The sequence below is a fragment of the Aquimarina sediminis genome, from assembly GCF_002895435.1.
Taxonomy (GTDB): Bacteria; Bacteroidota; Bacteroidia; order Flavobacteriales; family Flavobacteriaceae; genus Aquimarina; species Aquimarina sediminis.
Genome location: NZ_POYJ01000012.1, coordinates 45,859 through 69,780, shown reverse-complemented (window position 1 = coordinate 69,780; position 23,922 = coordinate 45,859). Strand labels below are relative to the sequence as shown.

The window sequence follows — 23,922 nt, the reverse complement described above, 5'->3', positions numbered from 1 at the left end:
TATGGCAAAGAAAGAAGTTACTGTTGAGCAAAAATTAAGAGCTTTATATGACTTGCAATTAATTGACTCTAGAGTCGATGAGATCAGAAACGTGCGCGGAGAATTACCTTTAGAGGTTGAAGATCTTGAAGATGAAGTAGCCGGATTAAACAAAAGATTAGAAAAGCTAAACAATGATCTGGATACCATCGACGAAGGTACCAAGAACAAAAAGAATCTAATCGAAGAAGCTAAAGCTTTGATCAAAAAATACGGAGAGCAACAGAAAAATGTTCGCAACAATCGTGAGTATAATTCTTTAAGCAAAGAAATTGAGTTTCAAGAATTAGAAATTCAATTAGCCGAAAAGCATATCAAAGAACATAAGGCTCAGATTATTCAGAAAAACGAAATCATCGATCAAACCAAAAGCAAACTTGCTGAGCGTAACGAACACCTTAATCATAAAAAAGGTGAGCTTGACGCCATTTTAGCAGAAACTGAGAAAGAAGAGTTAGCTTTAATATCTAAGTCCGAAGATTTCCAAAAAGAAATTGAAGACCGTTTGATCAACGCATACAAGAGGATAAGAAATAATGTAAAAAACGGTCTAGCTGTTGTACCTATTGAACGAGGAGCTTCAGGAGGATCATTCTTTACAATTCCACCACAAGTACAAATGGAAATTGCTTCTCGTAAAAAAATCATTACAGATGAGCACAGTGGTCGAATCTTAGTAGATCAAGAACTCGCAAGAGAAGAAAAAGAAAAAATGAATGCTCTTTTTTCTAAATTATAATAGAAAAGTAATTCAATACAAATATAGCCTCAGTAGAACTGAGGCTTTTTTGATTGCATAAACAATGAACCACATTCTCATCATAGGATTTGTTTGGCCAGAACCTAATTCTACAGCAGCAGGAAGTAGAATGCTGCAATTTATAGATATATTCAGATCTCTAGACTGGAAAATCACCTTTGCTAGTCCAGCTACAGAAACAGAACATACACACGACCTGAACAACCTAGGAATCTCCAAGGCTACCATTGAGGTAAACAGCTCTAGTTTTGATGATTTTATCAAAAAACTTCAGCCCAATATCGTAGTTTTCGACAGATTCATAACAGAAGAGCAATTTGGATGGAGAATAACCCAACATTGCCCCAACACCATAAAAATATTAAACACAGAAGACCTACACTCCCTTAGAAGAACTCGACAAGAATGTTTCAAAAACCAAAAAGAGTTCGAAATCAAAGACCTCCTAAACAATGATATTACAAAGAGAGAAATCGCAAGTATTTACAGGTGTGATCTTTCCTTAATTATTTCTGATTTTGAAATAGATTTACTAGAGAACACATTCAACATTAACAAAGATCTATTATTTTACCTTCCGTTCCTACTTCCTCATATCACCACTGAAACAAAAAACAAATGGGTTACGTATGAAAACAGAAATCACTTTATTACTATCGGAAATTTTAGACACGAACCTAATTGGAATAGTGTCTTACAGCTCAAAAGAAATATCTGGCCATTAATAAAAAAAGAAATCCCTGAAGCCGAACTACATATTTATGGAGCTTACCCTCCTCCAAAAGCCACTCAATTACATAATCAAAAAGAAGGTTTTCTAATCAAAGGACGAGCAAAAGACTCAAAAGAAGTAATGTCGCAAGCGCGAGTTTGCCTAGCCCCATTACAATTTGGAGCAGGGATCAAAGGCAAACTAGCAGAAGCCATGCTCTGTGGAACCCCTAGTATAACAACCACAATTGGAGCCGAAGGAATGCTTGAAGAAGACTCAGATTGGAATGGCTTTGTAATTGACAATCCTACGACATTTGCAAAAGCTGCCATAGAATTGTATCACAATAAAAATCTATGGAAACAGTCCCAACAAAATGGAATAGAGATCATAAACACACGGTTTCAAAAAAATAGTTTCTCCGCCAAGCTTATAAACCGTATCTCAAAACTACAAAAGAACCTAACCGAGCATCGTTCTAAAAATTTTATCGGCAACATGATACAGTATCACACTTTGCGTAGTACAGAATACATGTCTCGCTGGATAGAAGAAAAAAACAAACCAAAAAATTAAGCTTCAAAAACACATTCCTTCGTTTCCCTTTACTTTTTCACCCTTCTCACTCATGCAGTTGCAATGAGCATACCCGAAAATTCACACTCGATTTATTATTTCAAAATAAAGAAAGAATAGACTTACATTTCTTAATAAATTATCAACAACTAAAAAATATTAAAAAAAACACCACAAACTTCTTGTACTATGGCATTTATACTTTATAGTGATTTTCAATAAATATCAAAAACACAAATTAAACAACAGGTATGTTAATATTAAAAAAATTAAAAAAGCGCTCTTTACCCTAATAAATTGTATTTTTAACGACAATAATATATCACTAACCCCAAAATTCCCCCATATGATGAAAAAACTACTAATAATCCTAACCTCTTTTTTCTGCCTTACCCTCTATAGCCAAGAACAAAAAGAGCATGAAAAAAAAAGCTACGTTAACCCAAAAGGCGAATATCATGTACAAGTAGAACTCCCCATATACTTATTTGTCTCAACAAAACCTGAGCCAACAGGCGCTCACAAACTCACCAGCAAAAAAACACCTGAATACGCAAATCCTATGTATCTTGACGGTCATGGTGTTCATTTCATAAAACACCTTGATAATGTAAAACCAATTCCCGAAAAAGAAGTAACATTCGAAATACATGCTGACGGCATTGCCCCCGTATCCAAACTTAACTTCACAAACACAAACACATACTCTAATGGTTCTGAGAGATTCTACGGTCCTCAACTAGATATTGAAATGACTTATAGCGATGAAATGTCAGGCATACAAAACAAATACATATCCCTTGACCAGAAAGAATACACAGAATACACAAAACCAGAACATATCACAGCAGAAGGAAAACACCATATACAAGCCTACTCAGTAGATAACGTAGGAAATGTAGAAAAAAGCATTATCAAAGACTTCACTATTGATGCTAGCACCCCAACAACAGATCTTGTTTATTCCGGTCCTCAAAACACCGTTAACAACGAACTTATTCTAGGTCCATCTGGAAAATACACAATCAAAAGCACAGACAACTTATCTGGCGTAAAAAAAACGTATTACACATATGACAACATAAAAAAACTCAACACATACAACGGAGACCCCCTTTACATAAGATCATTTAAAGAAGGAAAACACTCTATCAGTTACCACTCGATTGACAACGTGAAAAACGAAGAAAAACAAAAAACAAATCATTTCTTTCTTGACAAAACAGCTCCAGAAATAAACGTAAAAATCAACTCTGATTACCACGTTTCTGGTCAGACAACTTATGTCTCAGAAAGAACAAGACTAGTACTTTCAGCAACTGACAACAAAGCAGGAGTGGAAGAAATTTATTACTCCCTAGGAGGAAATAAATTCACCAACTACAAAAACGAGATTAGCATAAAAAACAACACAACTTTATATACCTACGGAACAGATAAAGTAAAAAACAAAGGCAAAGCCAAAAGAGATCAAACTACTTATTATTTTGATAATACTGCCCCAACTATCTCACATAGATATAGCGGTCCAAACTTTTTTACCAGAGACACCATGTTCATAAGAGCAACCACAAAAATAAAATTATCCGCTCAAGACTCAGAATCTAAAGTAAAAAACATCACCTACTCTATCGATAACAAAACGAGCAACACATACAACACACCGTTCTCATCTACAAACAAAGGTTTCCATACAATAAACTATACCGCGACAGACAATGTGAACAATAAAACAAGTAAAAATTTCTTTTTTGTTGTAGACAACGAAGCTCCAAAAATTCACACTCATTTCGGAAGTGAGCCATTAGGATTTAAAAAAATAAGAGACAAAGAGATTCAGATTTACTCAAAACACAGTAAATTATACCTCGCAGGAACAGACAACTCTGTAGGAACAGACAAACTATACTACAGCATTAATGGCGGTCCAGAATCCTTATACTCCAACCCCATCAAAAACTTTATAACTGGCAAAAACTACACTGTAAAAGTTAGAGGAATAGACTATCTAGGTAACGAAGACTACACTACAATTGAATTCTCTGTAGAAGAATAACACATACCTCAACAATCCAAAAAACAGACTAGTTTTTACAAAAGCTAGTCTGTTTTTACATTTCAACCAGCAGTCAACACCATAAACACAGTTTTTTCCTTGCAGGATATCAGAATCAAACATCGTTGGGGAGCTATAGATCAAGAGAATGAACAGATCAAACAAGCTAAAACCAAACAAAAAGATTTCTATCCAGAAACATTTTCTAACCGAGACACCGGAAAACAACTCTTAGCCCGAAGTAGGTATCTACTTTATAAAGCACCCAGTAACTGGACGTAAAATCAATACCTAAGATCCAAGATTCTCTTTGAGCAATACCCAGATATTAAAAAAGCATACGATTTAGCAGAAGGGTTAAGAAACATATCCAATACTGCTACTTCTATACAAACCGGCTATACCAAAATGACTCACTGGTACAAAGATGTAGAGCAAACTGGATTTAAAGCTTTTAATACCATAGCCAATACTATAACGATCAACTACAGATCTATACTAAACTATTTTATTAATAGAAGTACTAATGCTTCAGCAGAATCTTTTAATGCAAAAATAAAAGCGTTTAGAGCTCAATTCAGAGGAGTTAAAAATGTAGAATTCTTCCTCTTTAGATTAACTAGAATTTTTGCGTAAAACACAACATTTGATCTTTTAAAGCTTTTAATACCATAGCCAATACTATAACGATCAACTACAGATCTATACTAAACTATTTTATTAATAGAAGTACTAATGCTTCAGCAGAATCTTTTAATGCAAAAATAAAAGCGTTTAGAGCTCAATTCAGAGGAGTTAAAAATGTAGAATTCTTCCTCTTTAGATTAACTAGAATTTTTGCGTAAAACACAACATTTGATCTTGATCCGTCAAAAATGTAGAATTCTTTCTCTTTAGATTAACTAGAATATTTGCATAAACACAACAATTGGTCTTGATCCCCTTGATCTCCCAATTTTCATATAATTCCATTTTTTAAAACAAAAAAAAGCTTTTCCATAACGGAAAAGCTTAATACTTTCTAACAGTACCTACTACTTATAGAGCAGCTACATGCTTTGCTAATTGTGATTTCAAATTAGCAGCTTTATTCTTATGAATAACATTATTCTTAGCTAACTTATCAAGCATAGAAACAACACTTGGAAACAAAGTCTCTGCTTCTTTCTTATCAGCCTCACGCAATTTCTTAATAGCATTACGCGTAGTTTTATGCTGATATCTATTTCTAAGACGCTTAGTCTCGTTACTTCTAATTCTTTTTAATGCTGACTTATGATTTGCCATCTCTCTTCTATTAAATTTCTTACTATAAAATTTGTAGCCCGTAGGGGAATCGAACCCCTCTTACCAGGATGAAAACCTGGCGTCCTAGCCGATAGACGAACGGGCCATTTTTCCCTTTTCAAGGATTGCAAATTTATAGCTTTCACTTTAAACTTGCAACTAATTTCATTACTCGTAGCCCGTAGGGGAATCGAACCCCTCTTACCAGGATGAAAACCTGGCGTCCTAGCCGATAGACGAACGGGCCATTTGTTTGCCTAATTGCGGATGCAAAAATACAACTATTTTTGAATGCCACAAGTGTTATTTTAATTTTTTCTAAAACTTAATACGCTTTAGCAAACAACACCCTCATTTTAGAGGGTTTACCACTATAAACACAATCTCCTTTTTCTTCTTTTGCATCAAAAGGGATACATCGTATTGTAGCTTTAGTGATTTCTTTTATCTTTTGTTCGGTTTCAATAGATCCATCCCAATGTGCAGAAACAAACCCTCCTTTACGCTCTAAAACCTCCTTAAACTCATCAAAAGAGTCCACCTCGGTAATATGCTCATCTCTATACTGAGTAGCTTTTTGATGTAAACTTACCTGGATCTCCTCAAGCAAAGCCTCAATAGTTTTAACTACCTCATCTTTGGCAACAAATTGCTTTGTTAGCGTATCACGCCTCGCCAACTCTACAGTTCCTTTTTCTAAATCTTTTGGTCCAATCGCAATTCTAAGCGGAACTCCTTGCAATTCATATTGAGCAAACTTTGCCCCTGGTCTATGCGTATCTCTATTATCAAACTTAACAGAAACTCCTTTTGCTCTTAAATCCGACACCAGCTCATTAGCAACCTCAGAAATTTGCGCTAATTGCTCTTCTCCTTTATATATAGGAACGATAACCACTTGAATAGGCGCTAGATTTGGCGGAAGCACTAAACCATTATCATCACTATGAGTCATTATGAGAGCTCCCATCAAGCGAGTAGAAACCCCCCATGATGTTGCCCATACATAATCCTGCTTACCCTCTTTAGAAGTAAATTTCACATCAAAAGCTTTTGCGAAGTTTTGACCTAAAAAATGCGATGTTCCTGCCTGTAATGCTTTTCCATCCTGCATCAATGCTTCAATACAATATGTATCTTCAGCCCCAGCAAAACGCTCGCTTTCTGTTTTTCTTCCTTTTATCACAGGAATTGCCATAAATTGCTCTACAAAATCTGCATATACGTTATTCATCTGTTCAGTCTCAGCTATTGCCTCTTCCCTAGTCTCATGAGCCGTATGCCCTTCTTGCCACAAAAACTCTGCAGTACGCAAAAACAATCTTGTCCTCATCTCCCATCGCACTACATTTGCCCATTGGTTAATTAGCAACGGTAAATCTCTATAGGATTGAATCCACCCTTTATATGTATTCCATATAATTGCTTCAGAAGTAGGTCTAACAATTAATTCTTCTTCTAATTTTGCGTTAGGGTCTACAATCAACTTAGAAGCATCTTCTGGATCAGTTTTTAACCTGTAATGAGTTACCACAGCACACTCTTTTGCAAACCCTTCTGCGTTTTTCTCTTCTGCTTCAAACAAGCTTTTAGGGACAAACAATGGGAAATATGCATTTTGATGCCCTGTTTCTTTAAATTTTTTATCTAATTCTGCCTGCATTTTTTCCCAAATAGCAAACCCATAGGGCTTAATAACCATACAACCTCTTACCGCCGAATTCTCAGCTAAATCAGCCTTAACAACCAATTCGTTATACCATTTTGAATAATCTTCACTACGCTTTGTTAAATTCTTGCTCATAATTTGCTATTTGGCACAAATATTGTGGCTTTGTTAAATATAATTTAATTAGCGCAAAACTAACTAAATTTGTAATGTTCAACAATAAAATAAGAAGATATGCGACTTAAAAATTATTTTCAGAGAACTGGTACCATTGGATTTTTACTTTTGGCTACCATCCTTATGTTGACATCTTGCGGCTCTTATGAATATGCTCCTTATAGAGATGGCATTTATAGTGAAGCAAGAAGCCAAAACAATCAGGAACCTCAACCCAACAACCCAACGGACAATTCTAACTATTACGCTAGTTATTTTGCCGAAAAGTCTGCGCAAATAGACAATGCGATTGAGGATGATGTAGTTTTTACAGATATTGATTCTTATTCTAGTGAAGGTTATGATGCCGAAGACACTACGTCTATTGCCTTAGACTACGAAGTTGGACAACCTTCTTGGGGAAGCAATCCCACAGAAATTAGTGTTAACGTAGTCAATACAGGATGGTATGGTCGTCCCTACTGGGGTATTGGATATGGCGGATGGTATGGATCCGGATGGGGATGGGGAGGTTATTACAACCCCTACTGGAACTGGAACATAGGCTGGAATAATCCATTTTGGTATGGTGGTGGTTTTTACTGTCCTCCTTTTTATGGTGGCTACTATTCTGGTTACTTTAGAGGCTATAACCGTCCTTTTTACAACAGATACCCATACTACGGAAGAAGTAGACATATAGCTTACAACAGAGGATCCAGATACTCATACTCTACAAGAAGTCGCAGAGCGTATGGCACAAATTACAACACAAGAACAAGAAGAGCATCAACCTACAGTAACAGAAGCAGACAATCTTCTAATAGAAGAGTAGATGCCGCTAGAAGAACTCGTTCTACAAGCAATTACTACAATAGATCATCAAATAATGTAAATTCTCGCTCTCGCTCTTCTGTAAACAGAAGTAGCTCTAGATACCCTTCAACCCGTACCAGAAGCAGCTCTTCTACAAGCAGAAGTAGAAGCTACTCTCCTTCGAATAGCAATAGATCAAGATCCCGAAGCTCTGGATACTCAAGAAGCAATTCTTCTCGTAGTAGTGGATATTCCAGATCTGGAGGAAGTAGTAGATCCCGAAGTAGTGGAGGTCGAAGTGGCGGTAGAAGTCGAGGAAGAAATTAAAAATCTAATCTCAAATCAAACGCGCACAAATGACAATCGCATAGAATGTCTACCCACTTAGTGTTAAGGGAATTCTTAAATCAAAAAGTAAGAAAACTAATGAAAAAACTATTTTTACTAATAGGTGTATTATCTGTGTCTTTTTTGAACGCTCAAGATATTACAGATGCATTGAGGTATTCACAACAAGAAATTCTAGGCACAGCTAGATACAGAGGAATGAGTGGCGCTTTTGGCGCTCTTGGGGGAGATCTATCCTCATTACAAATCAACCCTGCTGGGTCTGCTGTTTTTTTAAACTCCCATGGTTCAGTTACACTTTCTTCACGCCAAATTGATAATGATGTAAATTATTTTGATGGATTCAGTAATAGAGATTACAGAAGTTTAAACTTTAATCAGGTTGGAGTTGTTTTTATTTATGACAATTTTGACCCTAACACTTCAGGTATCAACAAATTCTCGCTTGGTCTAACCTACGACCAAACTACTGACAACGCAAACAAGCTTTTTGCTTTTGGAAGAAGCTCGAACTCTATAAGTAATTTTTTCCTTAATGAAACTCAAGGACTTCCTTTAGACCTTATTACCAGAAGAACAGGAGAAAACATAGATGAACTATATAGTTTTTTAGGAGAAAATGAAGGATATAGTGCACAACAAGCATTTTTAGGACATGAAGCTTTTGTTATAGAAGCAAACGATCCTGACAACCCAAATAACACTTCATATTCTTCAAATATTGCCCCAGGGGTTTTTGATCAGGAATACTACATCAGAAATACCGGAATAAACGGAAAACTTACTATAAATGGAGGAATGCAAATTAATCAAAATTTTTATGTAGGAGGGAATTTAAATACTCACTTCATTAATTTTGATAAGTTTACAGAGTTTTTTGAAGGAAATAACAATCCCGGGAGTAATGTAAACGAAGTTCTATTTACCAATAGACTTTCTACAATTGGTGCTGGATTTTCGGCTCAAATCGGTGGTATTGCTAAAGTATCAGAAATTCTTCGTCTAGGAGCTTCTTTTGAGTCTCCTACTTGGTTCCTTATCGAGGAAGAAACTACACAACGATTAGAAACATTTAGCGATACAGATGGTAGATCTATTGTTGACCCTAATATACTCAATCTTTTTCCAGAGTACCGATTACGCACTCCTGCAAAAGCTACTGGAAGTATTGCTATAATATTTAGCCAACAAGGCTTAATAAGTTTAGATTATTCTTACAAAGATTATTCTACAATAAAGCTTAGTTCTGATGAGGGAGTTGATTTTTCAAATGTCAACAGGGATATTGATGAAAACTTACAAGGCTCATCTACCATAAGAATAGGAACAGAGTGGAGATATGACAACTGGAGTATCAGAGGTGGATATAGTTTTGAAGAAAGTCCTTATAAAAATGAGTTAATTCTCGGAGACAAAACAGGATTTTCTATAGGAACTGGCTGGACTTTTGGCAAATTCAAATTTGATGTCGCTTATGACTACACAGAACAACAAAGAATAGAGCAATTTTATCCAAATTCAGGCTTTACCAATGCCGCTCTGGTAGATAATTATATTGAAAATCTTACTTTTACTTTAGGGATGAATTTCTAAAATATAATCTAAATTTAACACAAGAAAACCAAGGTTAAACACCTTGGTTTTCTTGTATATAAACAACCATATCTAATCATTAACGAATTAAAGAAAAATTACCAGCAAAAACCCTTCTTCTCATATTTGGATCTCTTGGCTCATTAAATTCTACTCTAAACCAATAATCTGTAGAAGGCATATTTCTACCGTTATAGGTACCATCCCAACCAGGACCACCAGGTCTTAATTGTTTTAACAACTTACCATGTCTATCAAATATATAAATTAGTGCTGTAGGTTGATCTTCAATATTAATAAGACTCCAGGTATCATGAAAACCATCTCCATTTGGTGTAAAATACTTAGGGTACCCCAAAATCATAATGACATCAGATCTTTCCTCACTATCAGGGCAATTGGCATACCTAGCTCTAACAAAATAATCCCCTGGTGGAACATTAGAAAACACAGGAGAAGACTGAAAAGGTCTGTACTCTACAAAACCATTACCCAAATTTCTATCAAGTCTGTATTCAAAATTATCAAAGCCAGCGGCTTCGACTTCGGGAGCAGCTACTACCTCAGCAGTAATTGTATAACTCCCTGCAAAAGATTCTTCGGCAATAGAATAGTCTACTGAAACCACGGCATCAGACACATCCAACACTACTAATTCATCTGGAGAATCAGGAACCTCAACTCCAAAGGCATCAAAGCCACTCAATCTATATACTCCTTCAGAATTTACTTCTAAAAAAGGAACCATTCCCTCTGGATCAGGAATATCAATAAAATTAGTGGTTCCCACATCTGCTCTAGCCCACCTAAAAGAAACTGCATTTGGTATATCAGGAGGACTTCCAGGAAACCTGCCTTCTATAGTAATCGGAAACTCTCCACAAGTAGCAACATCAGGTCCTACACCAGGCTCCAAAATACTACAATCAGTAGTTCCAGCATTAGGCTCATCCAAATTAGTCTGTTGAAGCTGTATAACTCCAGCCTCATTAGCAAAATTTGTTATCAAAATAATATAGTACTCTCCTGATTGAGCATTAGGCATCGTTAATGTTTCTATAAAAACATCATCATCTGGCGTTCTTGCATAACTACAATCTACAATATTGGTATTATCTAGATTGTTATAATAATAATCTGGATCATCGACATTATTTACACATTCTGCAGGGCGTATATTATCTCCATCACCATTATTATCACATCCTTGTGAAAGAAGATCACAATTTATAAAAGAAGTTGCAAACGGTCCCCAGGCAATAAAATCAACATCGAGTTGTTGTTCTCCTCTATCCAAAGTACTATTCCCATTACCATCAACCCATTGCTGAATATCAAAAACCAATTCTCCAGGCTCATCAATACGAATATAATACCATGCTGGATTAGGAGTTGTATTTAAACAACCTATTTCTCCTAAACCATCCATATCACCTATGACATTAGGAAAAGTCAATTCTAAGGACGCATCAGAACAAAAAGGTTGAGCTAATCTACAAGCCACATCAAAGTCCTGAGTATAGACAAGTGCGGTTTTAAAAAATAGAAAGATAAAAAATAACGAAACTTGAGGTACTACTTTTGCCATTTTCATATAACGTTAAAACTGTGTTTTTCGTGTGTTAAAGTTCTTATTTGGGATTTAAATATACAGAACTTCTTTAAGAAAACTAACATCATGAATTGTTTAACATAGCTTTTACTAAGTAAAACAACAAAATCGTATCTTTGCAACCCATAATTAAGAAGGTATTATTAATATTTTTTTAGTTATGTCCAAAAAGGATAACGAAGTAAGGTTTTTATAGATAGCTGTTTATAACAACCTCATTTTTGGTTTTATTCTTTTTTGGAAAGAATTTTGATAAATTATAAAATTTTGAAGTGTGAAAATTGACAAGGCCCTCGAAGCTATTGAAGCGCTAGGTGATAATCATGTAGCTACTAGCGCAACTACTCCTCTTAGAGAAGATGCCTTTAAACTTAGTGATAAAGAAAAAATTACTTTGATTAAAGAAGATGTAAAACGTATTATGGAAACCCTGGGATTAGATCTAACAGATGATAGCCTTAAAGGAACCCCACAGCGTGTTGCAAAAATGTTTGTAAATGAAATTTTTTCAGGTCTTCATCCACAAAGAAAACCAGATGCTTCTACTTTTCAAAATCATTATAAATATGGAGAAATGTTAGTAGAAAAAAATATCACAGTATATTCTACTTGCGAACATCATTTATTACCAATTGTCGGTAGAGCCCATGTAGCCTATATTTCTAATGGCACTGTGGTTGGATTATCCAAAATGAATCGTATTGTCGATTATTACGCCAAACGCCCACAAGTACAAGAACGTCTTACAATGCAAATTGTACAGGATCTACAGGTAGTATTAAACACAAAAGATGTAGCATGTGTAATCGATGCAAAACACCTGTGTGTTAATTCTCGTGGGATCAGAGATATAGAAAGCAGTACAGTAACAAGTGAATTTGGAGGTAAATTCAAAGAAGACTCTGTGCGAAGAGAATTTTTGGATTACATCAAACTAGACACCACCTTTTAATTTTATTTTGAAATATAAATCTTAAGCATAACTATTAATTATGGCAGCAGCTCCGTTGTATAAAACTCAAGAATTACAGATTTACAATTCTATTTCTGGACAAAAAGAAACATTCACCCCTATTACCGAAGGCAATATAGGTATGTATGTATGTGGTCCAACAGTATATAGTAATGTACATTTAGGAAACTGCCGTACGTTTATCTCTTTTGATTTAATATTCAGATATCTAAGACATCTGGACTACAAAGTTCGTTATGTTAGAAACATTACAGATGCAGGTCACCTAGAGAATGATGCCGATGAAGGCGAAGATAAGGTAGCAAAAAAGGCTAGGCTTGAACAACTGGAACCTATGGAGATTGTACAACGATATACATTAGATTTTCATAAGGTCATGTCCAAATTCAACGCTATTCCACCTAGTATCGAACCTACGGCTACCGGTCATATTGTAGAACAAATAGAGATCATAAAAACAATCATAGACAATGGTTTCGCTTATGAATCTAATGGCTCGATTTACTTTGATGTACAAAAATTTAATGAAACCAATAATTATGGCAAGCTTAGCGGTCGTAACCTTGAGGATATGATTGCTAATACCCGTGAATTATCTGCACAAAGTGACAAGAAAAACCCTCAGGATTTTGCTCTTTGGAAAAAAGCAGACCCTCAGCATATTATGCGTTGGCCATCTCCATGGAGTGACGGTTTTCCTGGTTGGCATCTAGAATGTACTGTTATGAGCACCAAATATCTAGGAGAACGTTTTGATATTCATGGAGGAGGAATGGATTTAAAATTCCCTCATCATGAATGCGAAATTGCCCAGGGAGAAGCTGCATGTGGACAAACACCAGTAAATTATTGGATGCATGCTAATATGCTTACTCTAAATGGCAAAAAAATGTCTAAATCTACAGGAAACACTATTTCGCCTGCAGAATTATTTTCTGGCAACAACAGCGTTCTTAATAAAGCCTTTGATCCTTCTATAGTTAGATTCTTTATGCTTCAAGCACATTACCGAAGTATTTTGGACTTTTCTAACGACGCATTAGAAGCCTCAGAAAAAGGTTTTCTTCGATTATTAGATGCAATACAAGCAATGGATAAATTGACTACAAGTCAAGACACCAATGGTTTTAATGTATCATTATGGAGACAAGAATGTTATGACGCCATGAATGACGATTTTAACAGTCCTATTCTAATTGCCAAGTTATTTGATGCTGTTAAATTCATCAATACAGTTAAAGAACAGAATGCAACTATTTCTATAGCAGATCTTGAGCTACTTAGTGCAACAATGCATGATTTTGTTTTTGATGTATTAGGATTAGTAGATATTAATGAGACTTCCTCCAATATAAGCGATAAGCTTTCTGGTGCTGTAGAATTACTTATCAACCTTAGAGCAGAAGCAAGGGCTAATAAAGATTTTGCTACAAGTGATAAGATTAGAGACGAACTCCTTGAAATCGGAATCCAACTTAAAGATAGTCGAGAAGGCACTAGCTTTTCATTAAATTAAAATAGTATTGACTCGTAAAGTAACTATAAAACAAATTTTAATATTCCCGTTTGTCGCCTTGGTGAAGATGTATCAAAACTTGATCTCACCCCTAACCCCAGCGACATGTCGATACCACCCAACTTGTTCTCATTACACTATTGAGGCATTACAAAAACACGGTTTGATCAAAGGAAGTTTCCTAGCCACAAAACGTATTTTTAGTTGTCATCCTTGGGGAGGTAGTGGTTATGACCCAGTACCCGATATCGATAAGGAATCGAGCAAAAAAACAAAATAACACATGAAAGAGTGCTATATTGTATATAGCAATACATTATCCACTCTTTCATTGTGTTTTTAGAATAATTAGTTTCTCATATAAATACCTATATTTACTTCCGAAAAAATAAAACTTGCGCATGATATTTTCAAAAATAATCTGGAACCCTACTGAAGGAATAGACCTTGGCTTTTTTGTTATTCGCTTTTACAGCCTAATGTTTGTGGTAGCTTTTTCATTAGGATGGTATTTAATGAAAAAAATATATATCCGAGAGAATATTTCGATGGAGAAATTAGATTCTGTGTTTATATATGCCGTCATAGGTACTTTATTGGGTGCCAGACTAGGTCATGTATTCTTTTACGATTGGGGTTATTACAAGAACAATCTTTTAGAAATCCTTTTACCTTTTAGGTTCAAACCAGAGTTTGAGTTTATAGGCTTCCAAGGATTAGCGAGTCATGGTGCTGCTATCGCTTTTATAATTGCAATGTACTATTATTCTAAAAAAGTACTAAACAAACACCCACTTTGGGTTTTGGATAGAGTTACTATACCTGCTGCATTTGGAGGGATTTTCGTTAGATTAGGAAATTTCTTTAACTCAGAAATTATTGGTAAAGAATCTGGGGATTCTGCTTTTGGAGTAAAATTTATTCGAGATGGATTAAGTAAAACTCAAGCGGTTAGAGAAACTGGTATCAAAAACATTAATGAGGCATATTCTACTATAGTAGAAAACCCTAAATTCTCAGGTTTATTAGAAGCTATCCCATATCGCCATCCAGCTCAATTATATGAGGCTTTTGGATACATATTTGTATCCTTTATTCTGTGGTTAATCTATTGGAAAACGGACAAACGAAATAATCGTGGATTCCTTTTCGGAATGTATTTGATTTTAATATTCACTGTACGTTTTATTGTAGAATACGTTAAGATAACTCAGGGAGGTTTTGAGAAAACCTTAGGCCTAATATCAACAGGGCAATGGCTAAGTATACCTTTTATTATTACTGGTGTGTTTTTTGTAATACAGTCAAGAAAAAAAATAGAACAATAGCCAAAAAAGATCATAAAAAAAGACCGGTGTATAAATACATCGGTCTTTTTTTATGGTAATCAATTATGTTTTTAAAAAATCTCGTTCGATTCTTTTAATTTTTCTGTATTAGCTACCAATTGTAGCTCATCAATAATTTTTTGGATATCTCCATCAATAATATTTCCTAAATCATACAATGTTAAACCAATACGATGATCAGTCACACGTCCTTGAGGATAGTTATAGGTTCTAATCTTTGCAGAACGATCACCAGACGACACCATACTTTTACGTTTCTCAGAATCTGCTGCTTGTTTCTTTTCTAGCTCCATGTCATACAACCTAGAACGCAATACTTTCAATGCTTTTTCCAGATTTTTATGTGATGATTTCTGATCCTGGCAGCTTACAATCATCCCAGTAGGTTCATGATGTAATTTAATTGCAGAATATGTCGTATTTACCGATTGTCCTCCTGGTCCGGTAGAAGTTGTTCTTTCTATTCTTACTTCTGTCATATCCAACTCTACATCAAACTCTTCGGCTTCTGGCAACACCATTACAGTAGCAGCACTGGTATGTACACGCCCCTGTGTCTCGGTTTGAGGAACACGCTGTACACGGTGTACTCCTGCTTCAAATTTTAAAACTCCATATACATCTTCTCCATTAACTTCAAAAATAATCTCCTTATATCCTCCACTTGTACCTTCATTAAGATCAACTACACTTGTACTCCACCCTCTACCTTCACAGTATTTGGTATACATTCTAAATAAGTCACCTGCAAAAATACTTGCTTCATCTCCTCCAGTTCCTGCACGAATTTCTACTACACAGTTTTTAGCATCTTCAGGATCTTTTGGCACTAGCATAAAACGAATTTTTTCTTCTAGGGCGGGCAGTTCTTCTTTGGCTTCTTCTAATTGCATCTTTGCCATCTCAACCATTTCATCATCACTACCATCTGCAATAATTTCTTCTGCTTCTTTAAGATTACCAGTAAGCTCTATATAAGTATCTCGCACATCCATAAGTGCTTTAAGATCCTTATACTCTTTATTAAGCTGTATGTATTTTTTTTGATCTGCAATGATATCCGGCTGAATGATTAAATCAGTCACCTCGTCAAATCTTTGCTTTACAATATTTAATTTATCAATCATAGTGTATTCGTCCTAATCTGTAGAATTTACAAAAGTAAGCTTTTTTGTCATAAGCTCATACAGACAAGAACGAATACAAATTAATTTTATAACTAAATGCAAGGAAAGCGACAAAAGTGACCCTAATTATTACTATTAGATCATTTATTTCCTTTTATAAATTACTTTTTGAATTTAATCTAAAATTAAAGTCTATAAGAAATACCTGCTCTAATAGATATAGAGTTTTTTAACCCCCCTCTTTGATTTGTTTCTATCAAAAGATTTTGCTGTCCATTCTCAAGAAATGCCTTTTTTCGGAAAAGTAAAAACCCTTCCTTTTCATGAAATAACATTCCTTTTTTTTCAGTTAATTGAAAATTACATCCTACAGACATTAAAAAGCTTAATTTTCGACTTTTTTCTACTATTAAAGATATTTCCGGCTCTATTCGAAAGCCTCTTTGGGAAATAAACAGATCAATTTTATCACTATCAAATGATTTTCCTCTAATTTTGAAATCTTCTTCAGCAGTATAATTTCCGATAAAATAATCCAATCTTTGATAACCCAAATTCACCCTAGGAGAGATAAAGATTGGTCTTCTATTTGGGTTTACGTTAAAACTACCTGCCATTACCAGATCATGTGCAGTAATTCCGGTTTTTGAAATTTTAACTTCACCAGCGTAGCCAACAGAAAAATATGGCTTGACCTGATAAAAAAATGTAAGTGCTAAGCCCAAAGAATTGTTTTCAGAAGCTACTCTATCCTGTTGGATATCTAAAATTGAATTATCATAAGTTAATTTATAAGGAGTAGTGCGAATTGATGTCCAATTAAGGGTAACTTCGTTCTTAAAGCGGCTCAAAAAACTTATCAAATTAAATTTTTGTTTTTTGTCATTGCACTTATTCGTATAATCAATAGTTTTAAACAAGCTCTCAAAATGTTCATCTGGTAAAATAATGTTATAATTATCCCAAAAGTTGGGATTATATTCTTTCGATTCATTCAAAAGAATATCCCCAAATTGTAGCTTTTCTAAGTATGGAATATTAGCTTTTTTGATTTGAGTTTCTGTGGTTACATACCTACTATCTAAGTTAAGTAACCTTCCTCTTATTTTAAAAGCTGTATTGTACCTCGAGTGATTAAACCTCCACACCTTATCCTCCCCCAACTGATAAGTAACTGTATATTCTAGAAATTGACGACTTTTCCCAGATACTCCAAAAAATGAGTGTTGTTTAACATTAGCTTTTAGAATAGCAAAAGAAGAGTCTATAACATAAACATGTCCGGATATTTTATTTTTCTTTTCAAAATAAATCTTATAAACATCTTTACCATATTGCCGTAAAGTATCTTTAATTTTATATTTATAACCATCAGGATTTCTTAAAAAAGCCTCCCTTCTTGATACAATATCAAATCTATGTATATGATGACCCCCAGCAAAAATTCGCATTCTTAGAGAATCTAATTTCTCGCTTTCGTATTTACGAAATTCTATTAGCTTTACATCTCCCGACCTATGCGCAGAGACATAGGACCTTTTGTGTGATTCTATTACTGTTTCTGCGATATAAATTGGATTTTCTTGGTTTTCCCAGGTAGTGATTTCCCTGAAAAATCCGGTATGCTGCTCGTCTTCTATGGGATAGTTATTCGGAATAGCACGTATAGCTTTTTGAATGAGTTGTTTTCCCTGATCTTTAGGAACTAAAACAACTTCGGTTAATTCGGTAATATCTTGATCCAATGAAATAATGTGATATCCTTTCTCTAAATCTACCCTTTTTGTTTTGTAACCTATAGTAGAAACAACTACACTTACACTCTTATTATCTGAATTTGTCACTAGTTTAAATAGTCCAAAACCATTTGATATAGTGCCAATACTTTTGTTTTCTAGTTTGATATGTACGAAAGGTAATGGCTCGCCTCTTTCGTTAACTATTTTACCCGAGACAATAGTTTGAGCAATAACAAACTGAGTTGATAACATACACAAAATTGTTATATAAAGCACACCATACACATAAGACTTTTTTTTAAAAAACAGCATCATATCAAAACAATTTCAACCTATTCAAAACACTAATAATCAAAGCCACAACAATGTTAATTTATTTCAGGGATGAGTTTCATTTTAAATATTATTCAGAAATTTAACTTTAACTGAACAAATCTAATGTACACCTTCCATTAATTTCTTAATAATTGGTGAGATTAGTATTGCTATTATACCTATTCCAATCGTGATGACTCCAAAATTAGCATACACGGATACGTATGAGTATAATTGCTGAAAAGCTTCAGCATTACTTCCTTCGACTACGGTATTTGACAACCCAGTAACAGTTTCACTTATAGTTCCAAAAATACCTTTTGAGAATGCACTGGCTTCTCCTTCTTTTACGGTAGTAAGTTTTGCTATTTTTCCTGCAAAAAAGTGACCATAGAAATTAGCAGAAAGCCAAACCCCCATAATAAATGTAGCATATTTTATCGGTGATAACTCTGTAATCTTTGAAAGTCCAATAGGTGACAAAAACAATTCTCCTACTGTCAAAATAAGATACCCGACAACCATATAAAACATAGGGGTTCTTGCATATTGATCTACATCATTTGCAGACAGTCCAAAAACCAAAAACCCTAATCCAAGAAACAACATTCCTAAACCAAACTTAATAGCCGAGTTGGGGTTTGCTTTTTTCTTACTCAAAAATGTCCATAACATCGCAAAAGGAATCGCCAGCAAGACAATCCAGGTAGAATTAATACTATTAGTTTGAGCAGCATTGATTCCTACAAGGTTTATATTTCTATCGGCAAACAATGTAAGAGAACTACCAGCTTGTTCAAATACAGCCGAAAACAAAGCATATAATGTGGTGAAATATACTGCTACTATCAATCTTTTTCGTTCCTTGATAGATACTTTGGTCAAAATATATGCTATATACGCTATCAAAAACAAAGAGGCAACCCATACCAGGTAGTGCTCAAATTCATTAAATCGCACTATTAATGCAAACACTGGAACCGATAACCAGGCCATAAACCAAATTCGATCACCTTTATTAAGCCCAAACATTTTCTTATGATAACTTTTATGATCAGGAACCAAACCTTTGTTTCCAAACACCTCTAATTGTGTTCCTCTTTTAAAGACGATAAGCCCGACCAACATGCCGATACCAGCTAATAAAAACCCATAATGCCATCCATATAATTCTGCAAGCCATGCACACATCAGAGGCGCTATTGCCCCTCCTAAATTAATTCCTAGGTAAAAAATTGTAAATCCAGAATCTCTTCTTCCATCTCCTTCTTTATACAATGATCCTACCATAGTAGAAATATTAGGTTTAAAAAAACCATTCCCTACAATTATTAATGCTAAGGATCCATAAAAAAACACAGGAGTCTCTATCGTAAGAAAAAAATGCCCTGCAGCCATTAGCACTCCTCCTAAGATTATAGATTTTCTGTATCCCATGTACTTATCGGCTATAATACCACCTATCATAGGAGTAACATATACCAACGACATATACGCCGCCATTACACCAAAAGATTTATCATCAGAATACAAAAGATGTTTGGTCATATACAGCACCAAAAGAGCTTTCATTCCATAAAACGAAAAACGCTCCCATAACTCTGCAAAAAACAGGTATAATAATCCTTTGGGGTGTCCGAATACTTCCTGCTTACCAGCAATGGTTTGATTTGAGTTCATGTTCTATGTTTAAATTTATATTAAACACAAAACATTAATAATTTCAGAATAACTAAAAGAGAAGTTCTAAAAAATAGCAATTTATATCAAATTGTTACGCTCTCACGGGTAGTTACAAATAATTACAATCTATATTTTATGAAGTTTTATTGAATTCTTCCAGTAATGTTTTGTCAATATCTATATTTTCGGGAATTACTCTAAGCCTGTACTTACCATGCCCAATAAAAGTAAACATATCTTTTCGTTCTAACTGCGATACCGACTCTAATTGAAGTATAGAGTTTATATTTTCTATGATTCTACTCAGATACGTTTGGCTTTTTATTTCTCCTCCAGAACTTACTAATAAATACTGTCCATCTCCTACTTCATATTTTCGTTTTATGGCAAACTTCAATAAGTTTTTATACTGGGTAGTTTTGGATCCAAAATCGATTGTTTTATCATAAATTTCTTTAGAAGGAATTGTTATTTTCACCAATGACCAATCCATAAATTTGATTGTCATTTCACTAGGCTTAGGAGTTAACGCCAATTGAATCACCCAACTTGTTGCCAATACCAGAAAGATAGAAATAAATGTTGTTTTTGCTATGATCTTAATAAGATGACCATACAATACATTATCCATCATCACAAATACATCTGGCATCTGTGACCCCAACATAAGCAAAAAAGCTAATACCGATATTACTGCTACCAACTTCAATCCTCGATTCATAAATGTTTTATAAAAAGAGACTATAAACAAATAAGTCAAAAAACAGGATAACAGCAAATCAGGGATACCGCTTAATCGTATTCCGTTTGCCACAGGAGCATCTTTATATTTCTGAATCAGAACAAAAGTTATTACAGAAACTACGATTACCAAGACAGTAAGAATAATCGTATTTTTTTTATTCTTATATAAAAAACCGGGAGCAAAATCAAAATAGAATAATGCTAATAATAAAACCAAGGTATTTAAAACAGAGAAAAAGCTATATCCAACATCATAAATAATAGTGTCTGTAAAAGAAAAAAGATTTGCCATGTAAATCCAGGTTCCCGAAAACACCCATACAAAAAGGGCTAAACTAAGATACAACAGCCCTTTATCTATTCTTTTTTGCGAATCATCTTCTTCTAAAAATTGTTTGAAACGTTTTCTAATATTATACCATATAGCCAATAATAATATTCCTCCTATCGAGGCGATACATATATGCGCCAGGCTGTAAAATTTAGTAATATCTGACATATGGGTGTTTCTAGTAATCCGTGACCAATTTACATATATCTTTAAAAACAAACATAGTCTTATTTTGAAATCTTAAAGGGCTTTTATGGTATTTGGGGTACTTAGATGGCTTGAGATGATAAAATGGTCTTTTGAATTGATCCAGAAGTGGTTCGAGCTGATACAATCAAGATTCTAACCACCTTTATAGGTACTTAGAGCTGATACGTTCACCCTTCGAGTTGATCCCAAGACGGTTCGAACCACCTATATAGGTGGTTCGAGCTGATAAAATGGTTCTTCGAGTTGATAAATTATCAACTCGAAGGGTGAACGTATCAAAAATATTCGATAAAATATCAGCTCGAAGCGATACTTTATCAAAAGTAATTGTCAAATTATCAACTCGAAGCGATAAAATATCAGTTCGAAGCGTGATTGTATCAGCTCGAACCACCTCGGGATCAAAAAGAACCCTCACGATATGGGGGATACCCCTTGCCAGGAGGGGTACTTCAAAAAGAGTATACTCATCAGATAATTACTAAGGTTTTAGGATTTCGAGAATTTAAATCTTCAAGGGCAGATCTTCTTGATTATTACTAAAATAATCCAGACAAACCATTTTGCAAAAAGTACATCAATCCAAAACTGGAATTACTAAGAAAAAAATATTCCGAATTATCTATCTTCAAATAAAGATATCGTTTTTACATTTTCACCACTCCATTTTTAACTTATATACAGAGGTGTTATTAGTAAAATTAAGAGTTTCTCAAACAAAGTTTTTATAATCCTCTCTTACAGGGCTAAACGTATCAAAAATTTTACAATCTGTTAATGCTATACCACTATGTGGAATATTTGGAGGAATAACTGCTACAAATCCATTTTCATAGATGTTTGTTTCACCATCTATAGTTAATTCAATTTTACCTTCTAAAACTTGTGTTGTTTGCTCGTGGATATGAGAGTGCAGTGGTAAAATCGATCCTTTTTTTACTTCCCAAAAGGCAAGCGTACTGTTCTCGGTATGAATAAACTTTCCTTTAAAGCCTTCCATTACTTCTTTCTCTTCTATTTTTGAAAGATCTATCATACTGTTCTCAGTTATTTTTGATTCGTTTATTATTATCTAATTACTATCAAAACTTAATATACATAAGTTCCAAACTCACTATTGATTGTAAGTTTTTTCTTTTCAGAAGCCTCTACTCTACCTACAATCTTGGCATCTACATTAAAACTTTTAGAAATTGCAATAATATCTTCTGCTATTTCGGGAGACACATAAAGTTCCATACGATGCCCCATATTGAACACCTGATACATTTCTTTCCAATCGGTACCTGAGTTTTCCTGAATTAGTTTGAATAAAGGTGGAACATCAAATAAGTTATCTTTTATGATATGAAGGTTATCTATAAAATGTAAAATCTTAGTTTGTGCACCACCACTACAATGTACCATCCCATGTATAGTTTTGCTATCATATTGCGATAGTATTTTTTTAATTATAGGTGCATATGTTCTTGTTGGAGACAATACTAATTTACCTGCATCGATAGGAGAATCGGTCACCTCATCGGTTAAGTTTGTTTTACCAGAGTATACCAGATCAGAAGGAACCGATGGATCAAAGCTTTCTGGATATTTTTCTGCCAAAATCTTACTAAACACATCGTGGCGCGCAGAGGTTAAGCCATTGCTTCCCATTCCTCCATTATATTCTTTTTCATAGCTAGCCTGACCAAAAGAAGCTAGCCCTACGATGACATCTCCTTCTTTTATATTTGCGTTATCAATAACATCTTGGCGTTTCATTCGGGCAGTTACAGTAGAATCTACAATAATCGTTCGCACCAAATCACCCACATCAGCAGTCTCTCCTCCTGTAGAATGAATCTCTACTCCAAAGCTTTTAAGCTCAGCCAGCAACTCTTCTGTTCCATTAATAATTGCAGAAATCACTTCTCCCGGAATCAAGTTTTTGTTTCTTCCAATGGTAGATGATAACATAATATTATCTGTTGCCCCAACACATAATAGATCATCAATATTCATTATTAATGCATCCTGGGCAATACCTTTCCACACTGAAACATCTCCTGTTTCTTTCCAATACATATAAGCTAAAGAAGATTTTGTTCCAGCTCCATCTGCATGCATAATCAGGCAGTAATCTTCGTCTCCTGTAAGGTAATCGGGAACAATTTTACAAAATGCCTTTGGAAATAATCCTTTATCTATATTCTTAATTGCACTGTGAACATCTTCTTTTGATGCAGAAACTCCACGTTGCGCATAGCGTTTACTTACTTCTTCGCTCATGATATTGAAAATTAGAGCGCAAAGATAATTTAATTAATTACGA

At 34.6% G+C, this 23,922-nt stretch carries 20 protein-coding genes, 2 tRNA genes and 1 pseudogene; 12 read left to right on the top strand and 11 right to left on the bottom strand.

The window, feature by feature from the left end:
* The first annotated feature begins 1 nt into the window (after nucleotide 1).
* From C1X07_RS20470 to C1X07_RS20445, 6 genes and pseudogenes are all read left to right on the top strand, one after another.
* Nucleotides 2-778, top strand: coding sequence for a zinc ribbon domain-containing protein (locus C1X07_RS20470; protein WP_103071910.1), 777 nt, complete (start codon nucleotides 2-4; stop codon nucleotides 776-778).
* Nucleotides 779-842: 64 nt separating this feature from the next.
* Complete coding sequence (locus C1X07_RS20465) at nucleotides 843-2,087, top strand: glycosyltransferase (protein WP_103071909.1); 1,245 nt, start codon at nucleotides 843-845, stop codon at nucleotides 2,085-2,087.
* Nucleotides 2,088-2,433: 346 nt separating this feature from the next.
* On the top strand, nucleotides 2,434-4,143 hold the full coding sequence (locus C1X07_RS20460) for an OmpL47-type beta-barrel domain-containing protein (RefSeq protein WP_128755343.1): 1,710 nt from the start codon (nucleotides 2,434-2,436) through the stop codon (nucleotides 4,141-4,143).
* A gap of 99 nt (nucleotides 4,144-4,242) precedes the next feature.
* Entirely contained in the window at nucleotides 4,243-4,425 is a 183-nt protein-coding gene (locus C1X07_RS20455) for a hypothetical protein (protein WP_103071907.1), read from the top strand.
* A gap of 21 nt (nucleotides 4,426-4,446) precedes the next feature.
* Nucleotides 4,447-4,779 (top strand): transposase, encoded by a 333-nt coding sequence (locus tag C1X07_RS20450; protein WP_103071906.1) that lies wholly within the window; start codon nucleotides 4,447-4,449, stop codon nucleotides 4,777-4,779.
* A gap of 29 nt (nucleotides 4,780-4,808) precedes the next feature.
* Nucleotides 4,809-4,988: pseudogene (locus C1X07_RS20445) on the top strand (transposase); the annotation flags it as partial.
* A gap of 193 nt (nucleotides 4,989-5,181) precedes the next feature.
* On the opposite strand, the gene rpsT reads toward C1X07_RS20445, so the two are convergent.
* The 4 genes from rpsT to proS form a co-directional block, all read right to left on the bottom strand.
* Entirely contained in the window at nucleotides 5,182-5,430 is a 249-nt protein-coding gene (rpsT, locus tag C1X07_RS20440; RefSeq protein ID WP_103071905.1) for a 30S ribosomal protein S20, read from the bottom strand.
* A gap of 34 nt (nucleotides 5,431-5,464) precedes the next feature.
* A tRNA-Glu gene (locus C1X07_RS20435) sits at nucleotides 5,465-5,536 on the bottom strand.
* Nucleotides 5,537-5,605: 69 nt separating this feature from the next.
* Nucleotides 5,606-5,677: transfer RNA gene (locus C1X07_RS20430), tRNA-Glu, on the bottom strand.
* Nucleotides 5,678-5,755: 78 nt separating this feature from the next.
* Nucleotides 5,756-7,234 (bottom strand): proline--tRNA ligase, encoded by a 1,479-nt coding sequence (gene proS, locus C1X07_RS20425; RefSeq protein ID WP_103071904.1) that lies wholly within the window; start codon nucleotides 7,232-7,234, stop codon nucleotides 5,756-5,758.
* 99 nt (nucleotides 7,235-7,333) lie between these two features.
* Between proS and C1X07_RS20420 the strand changes: the two genes are divergently transcribed.
* Both C1X07_RS20420 and C1X07_RS20415 read left to right on the top strand, forming a co-directional pair.
* On the top strand, nucleotides 7,334-8,398 hold the full coding sequence (locus tag C1X07_RS20420; RefSeq protein ID WP_103071903.1) for a hypothetical protein: 1,065 nt from the start codon (nucleotides 7,334-7,336) through the stop codon (nucleotides 8,396-8,398).
* 99 nt (nucleotides 8,399-8,497) lie between these two features.
* Entirely contained in the window at nucleotides 8,498-10,012 is a 1,515-nt protein-coding gene (locus C1X07_RS20415) for an OmpP1/FadL family transporter (RefSeq protein WP_103071902.1), read from the top strand.
* A 79-nt stretch (nucleotides 10,013-10,091) separates the two neighbouring features.
* Here C1X07_RS20415 and C1X07_RS20410 read toward each other — a convergent pair whose 3' ends face one another.
* Nucleotides 10,092-11,600, bottom strand: coding sequence for a T9SS type B sorting domain-containing protein (locus C1X07_RS20410; RefSeq protein WP_164914212.1), 1,509 nt, complete (start codon nucleotides 11,598-11,600; stop codon nucleotides 10,092-10,094).
* Nucleotides 11,601-11,898: 298 nt separating this feature from the next.
* Here C1X07_RS20410 and folE point away from each other — a divergent pair, with 298 nt between their 5' ends.
* The 4 genes from folE (at nucleotide 11,899) to lgt (ending at nucleotide 15,441) form a co-directional block, all read left to right on the top strand.
* Nucleotides 11,899-12,576: a GTP cyclohydrolase I FolE gene (folE, locus tag C1X07_RS20405; protein ID WP_103071900.1), complete on the top strand. Its 678-nt coding sequence runs from the start codon at nucleotides 11,899-11,901 to the stop codon at nucleotides 12,574-12,576.
* Nucleotides 12,577-12,616: 40 nt separating this feature from the next.
* Nucleotides 12,617-14,113 (top strand): cysteine--tRNA ligase, encoded by a 1,497-nt coding sequence (cysS, locus tag C1X07_RS20400; RefSeq protein ID WP_103071899.1) that lies wholly within the window; start codon nucleotides 12,617-12,619, stop codon nucleotides 14,111-14,113.
* Between the two features lie 25 nt (nucleotides 14,114-14,138).
* The gene (yidD, locus tag C1X07_RS20395) at nucleotides 14,139-14,393 is read left to right on the top strand and encodes a membrane protein insertion efficiency factor YidD (RefSeq protein ID WP_164914215.1); all 255 of its coding nucleotides are present in this window, start codon (nucleotides 14,139-14,141) and stop codon (nucleotides 14,391-14,393) included.
* Between the two features lie 121 nt (nucleotides 14,394-14,514).
* Nucleotides 14,515-15,441, top strand: a complete 927-nt coding sequence (gene lgt / locus C1X07_RS20390; RefSeq protein WP_103071897.1) for a prolipoprotein diacylglyceryl transferase — start codon at nucleotides 14,515-14,517, stop codon at nucleotides 15,439-15,441.
* Between the two features lie 71 nt (nucleotides 15,442-15,512).
* Here lgt and prfA read toward each other — a convergent pair whose 3' ends face one another.
* From prfA to C1X07_RS20360, 6 genes are all read right to left on the bottom strand, one after another.
* A complete protein-coding gene (gene prfA / locus C1X07_RS20385) occupies nucleotides 15,513-16,589 on the bottom strand; it encodes a peptide chain release factor 1 (RefSeq protein WP_103071896.1) in 1,077 nt (358 codons plus the stop codon).
* 185 nt (nucleotides 16,590-16,774) lie between these two features.
* Nucleotides 16,775-18,580 (bottom strand): carboxypeptidase-like regulatory domain-containing protein, encoded by a 1,806-nt coding sequence (locus C1X07_RS20380; protein ID WP_164914211.1) that lies wholly within the window; start codon nucleotides 18,578-18,580, stop codon nucleotides 16,775-16,777.
* Between the two features lie 183 nt (nucleotides 18,581-18,763).
* Nucleotides 18,764-20,323 (bottom strand): peptide MFS transporter, encoded by a 1,560-nt coding sequence (locus C1X07_RS20375; protein ID WP_103071894.1) that lies wholly within the window; start codon nucleotides 20,321-20,323, stop codon nucleotides 18,764-18,766.
* 136 nt (nucleotides 20,324-20,459) lie between these two features.
* Complete coding sequence (locus C1X07_RS20370; RefSeq protein ID WP_103071893.1) at nucleotides 20,460-21,569, bottom strand: hypothetical protein; 1,110 nt, start codon at nucleotides 21,567-21,569, stop codon at nucleotides 20,460-20,462.
* A 754-nt stretch (nucleotides 21,570-22,323) separates the two neighbouring features.
* Nucleotides 22,324-22,647 carry a cupin domain-containing protein gene (locus C1X07_RS20365; RefSeq protein ID WP_103071892.1) on the bottom strand — a complete coding sequence of 108 codons (324 nt, stop codon included), beginning with the start codon at nucleotides 22,645-22,647 and terminating at the stop codon, nucleotides 22,324-22,326.
* Nucleotides 22,648-22,700: 53 nt separating this feature from the next.
* On the bottom strand, nucleotides 22,701-23,879 hold the full coding sequence (locus C1X07_RS20360) for an AIR synthase related protein (RefSeq protein WP_103071891.1): 1,179 nt from the start codon (nucleotides 23,877-23,879) through the stop codon (nucleotides 22,701-22,703).
* Between the last annotated feature and the right edge of the window lie 43 nt (nucleotides 23,880-23,922).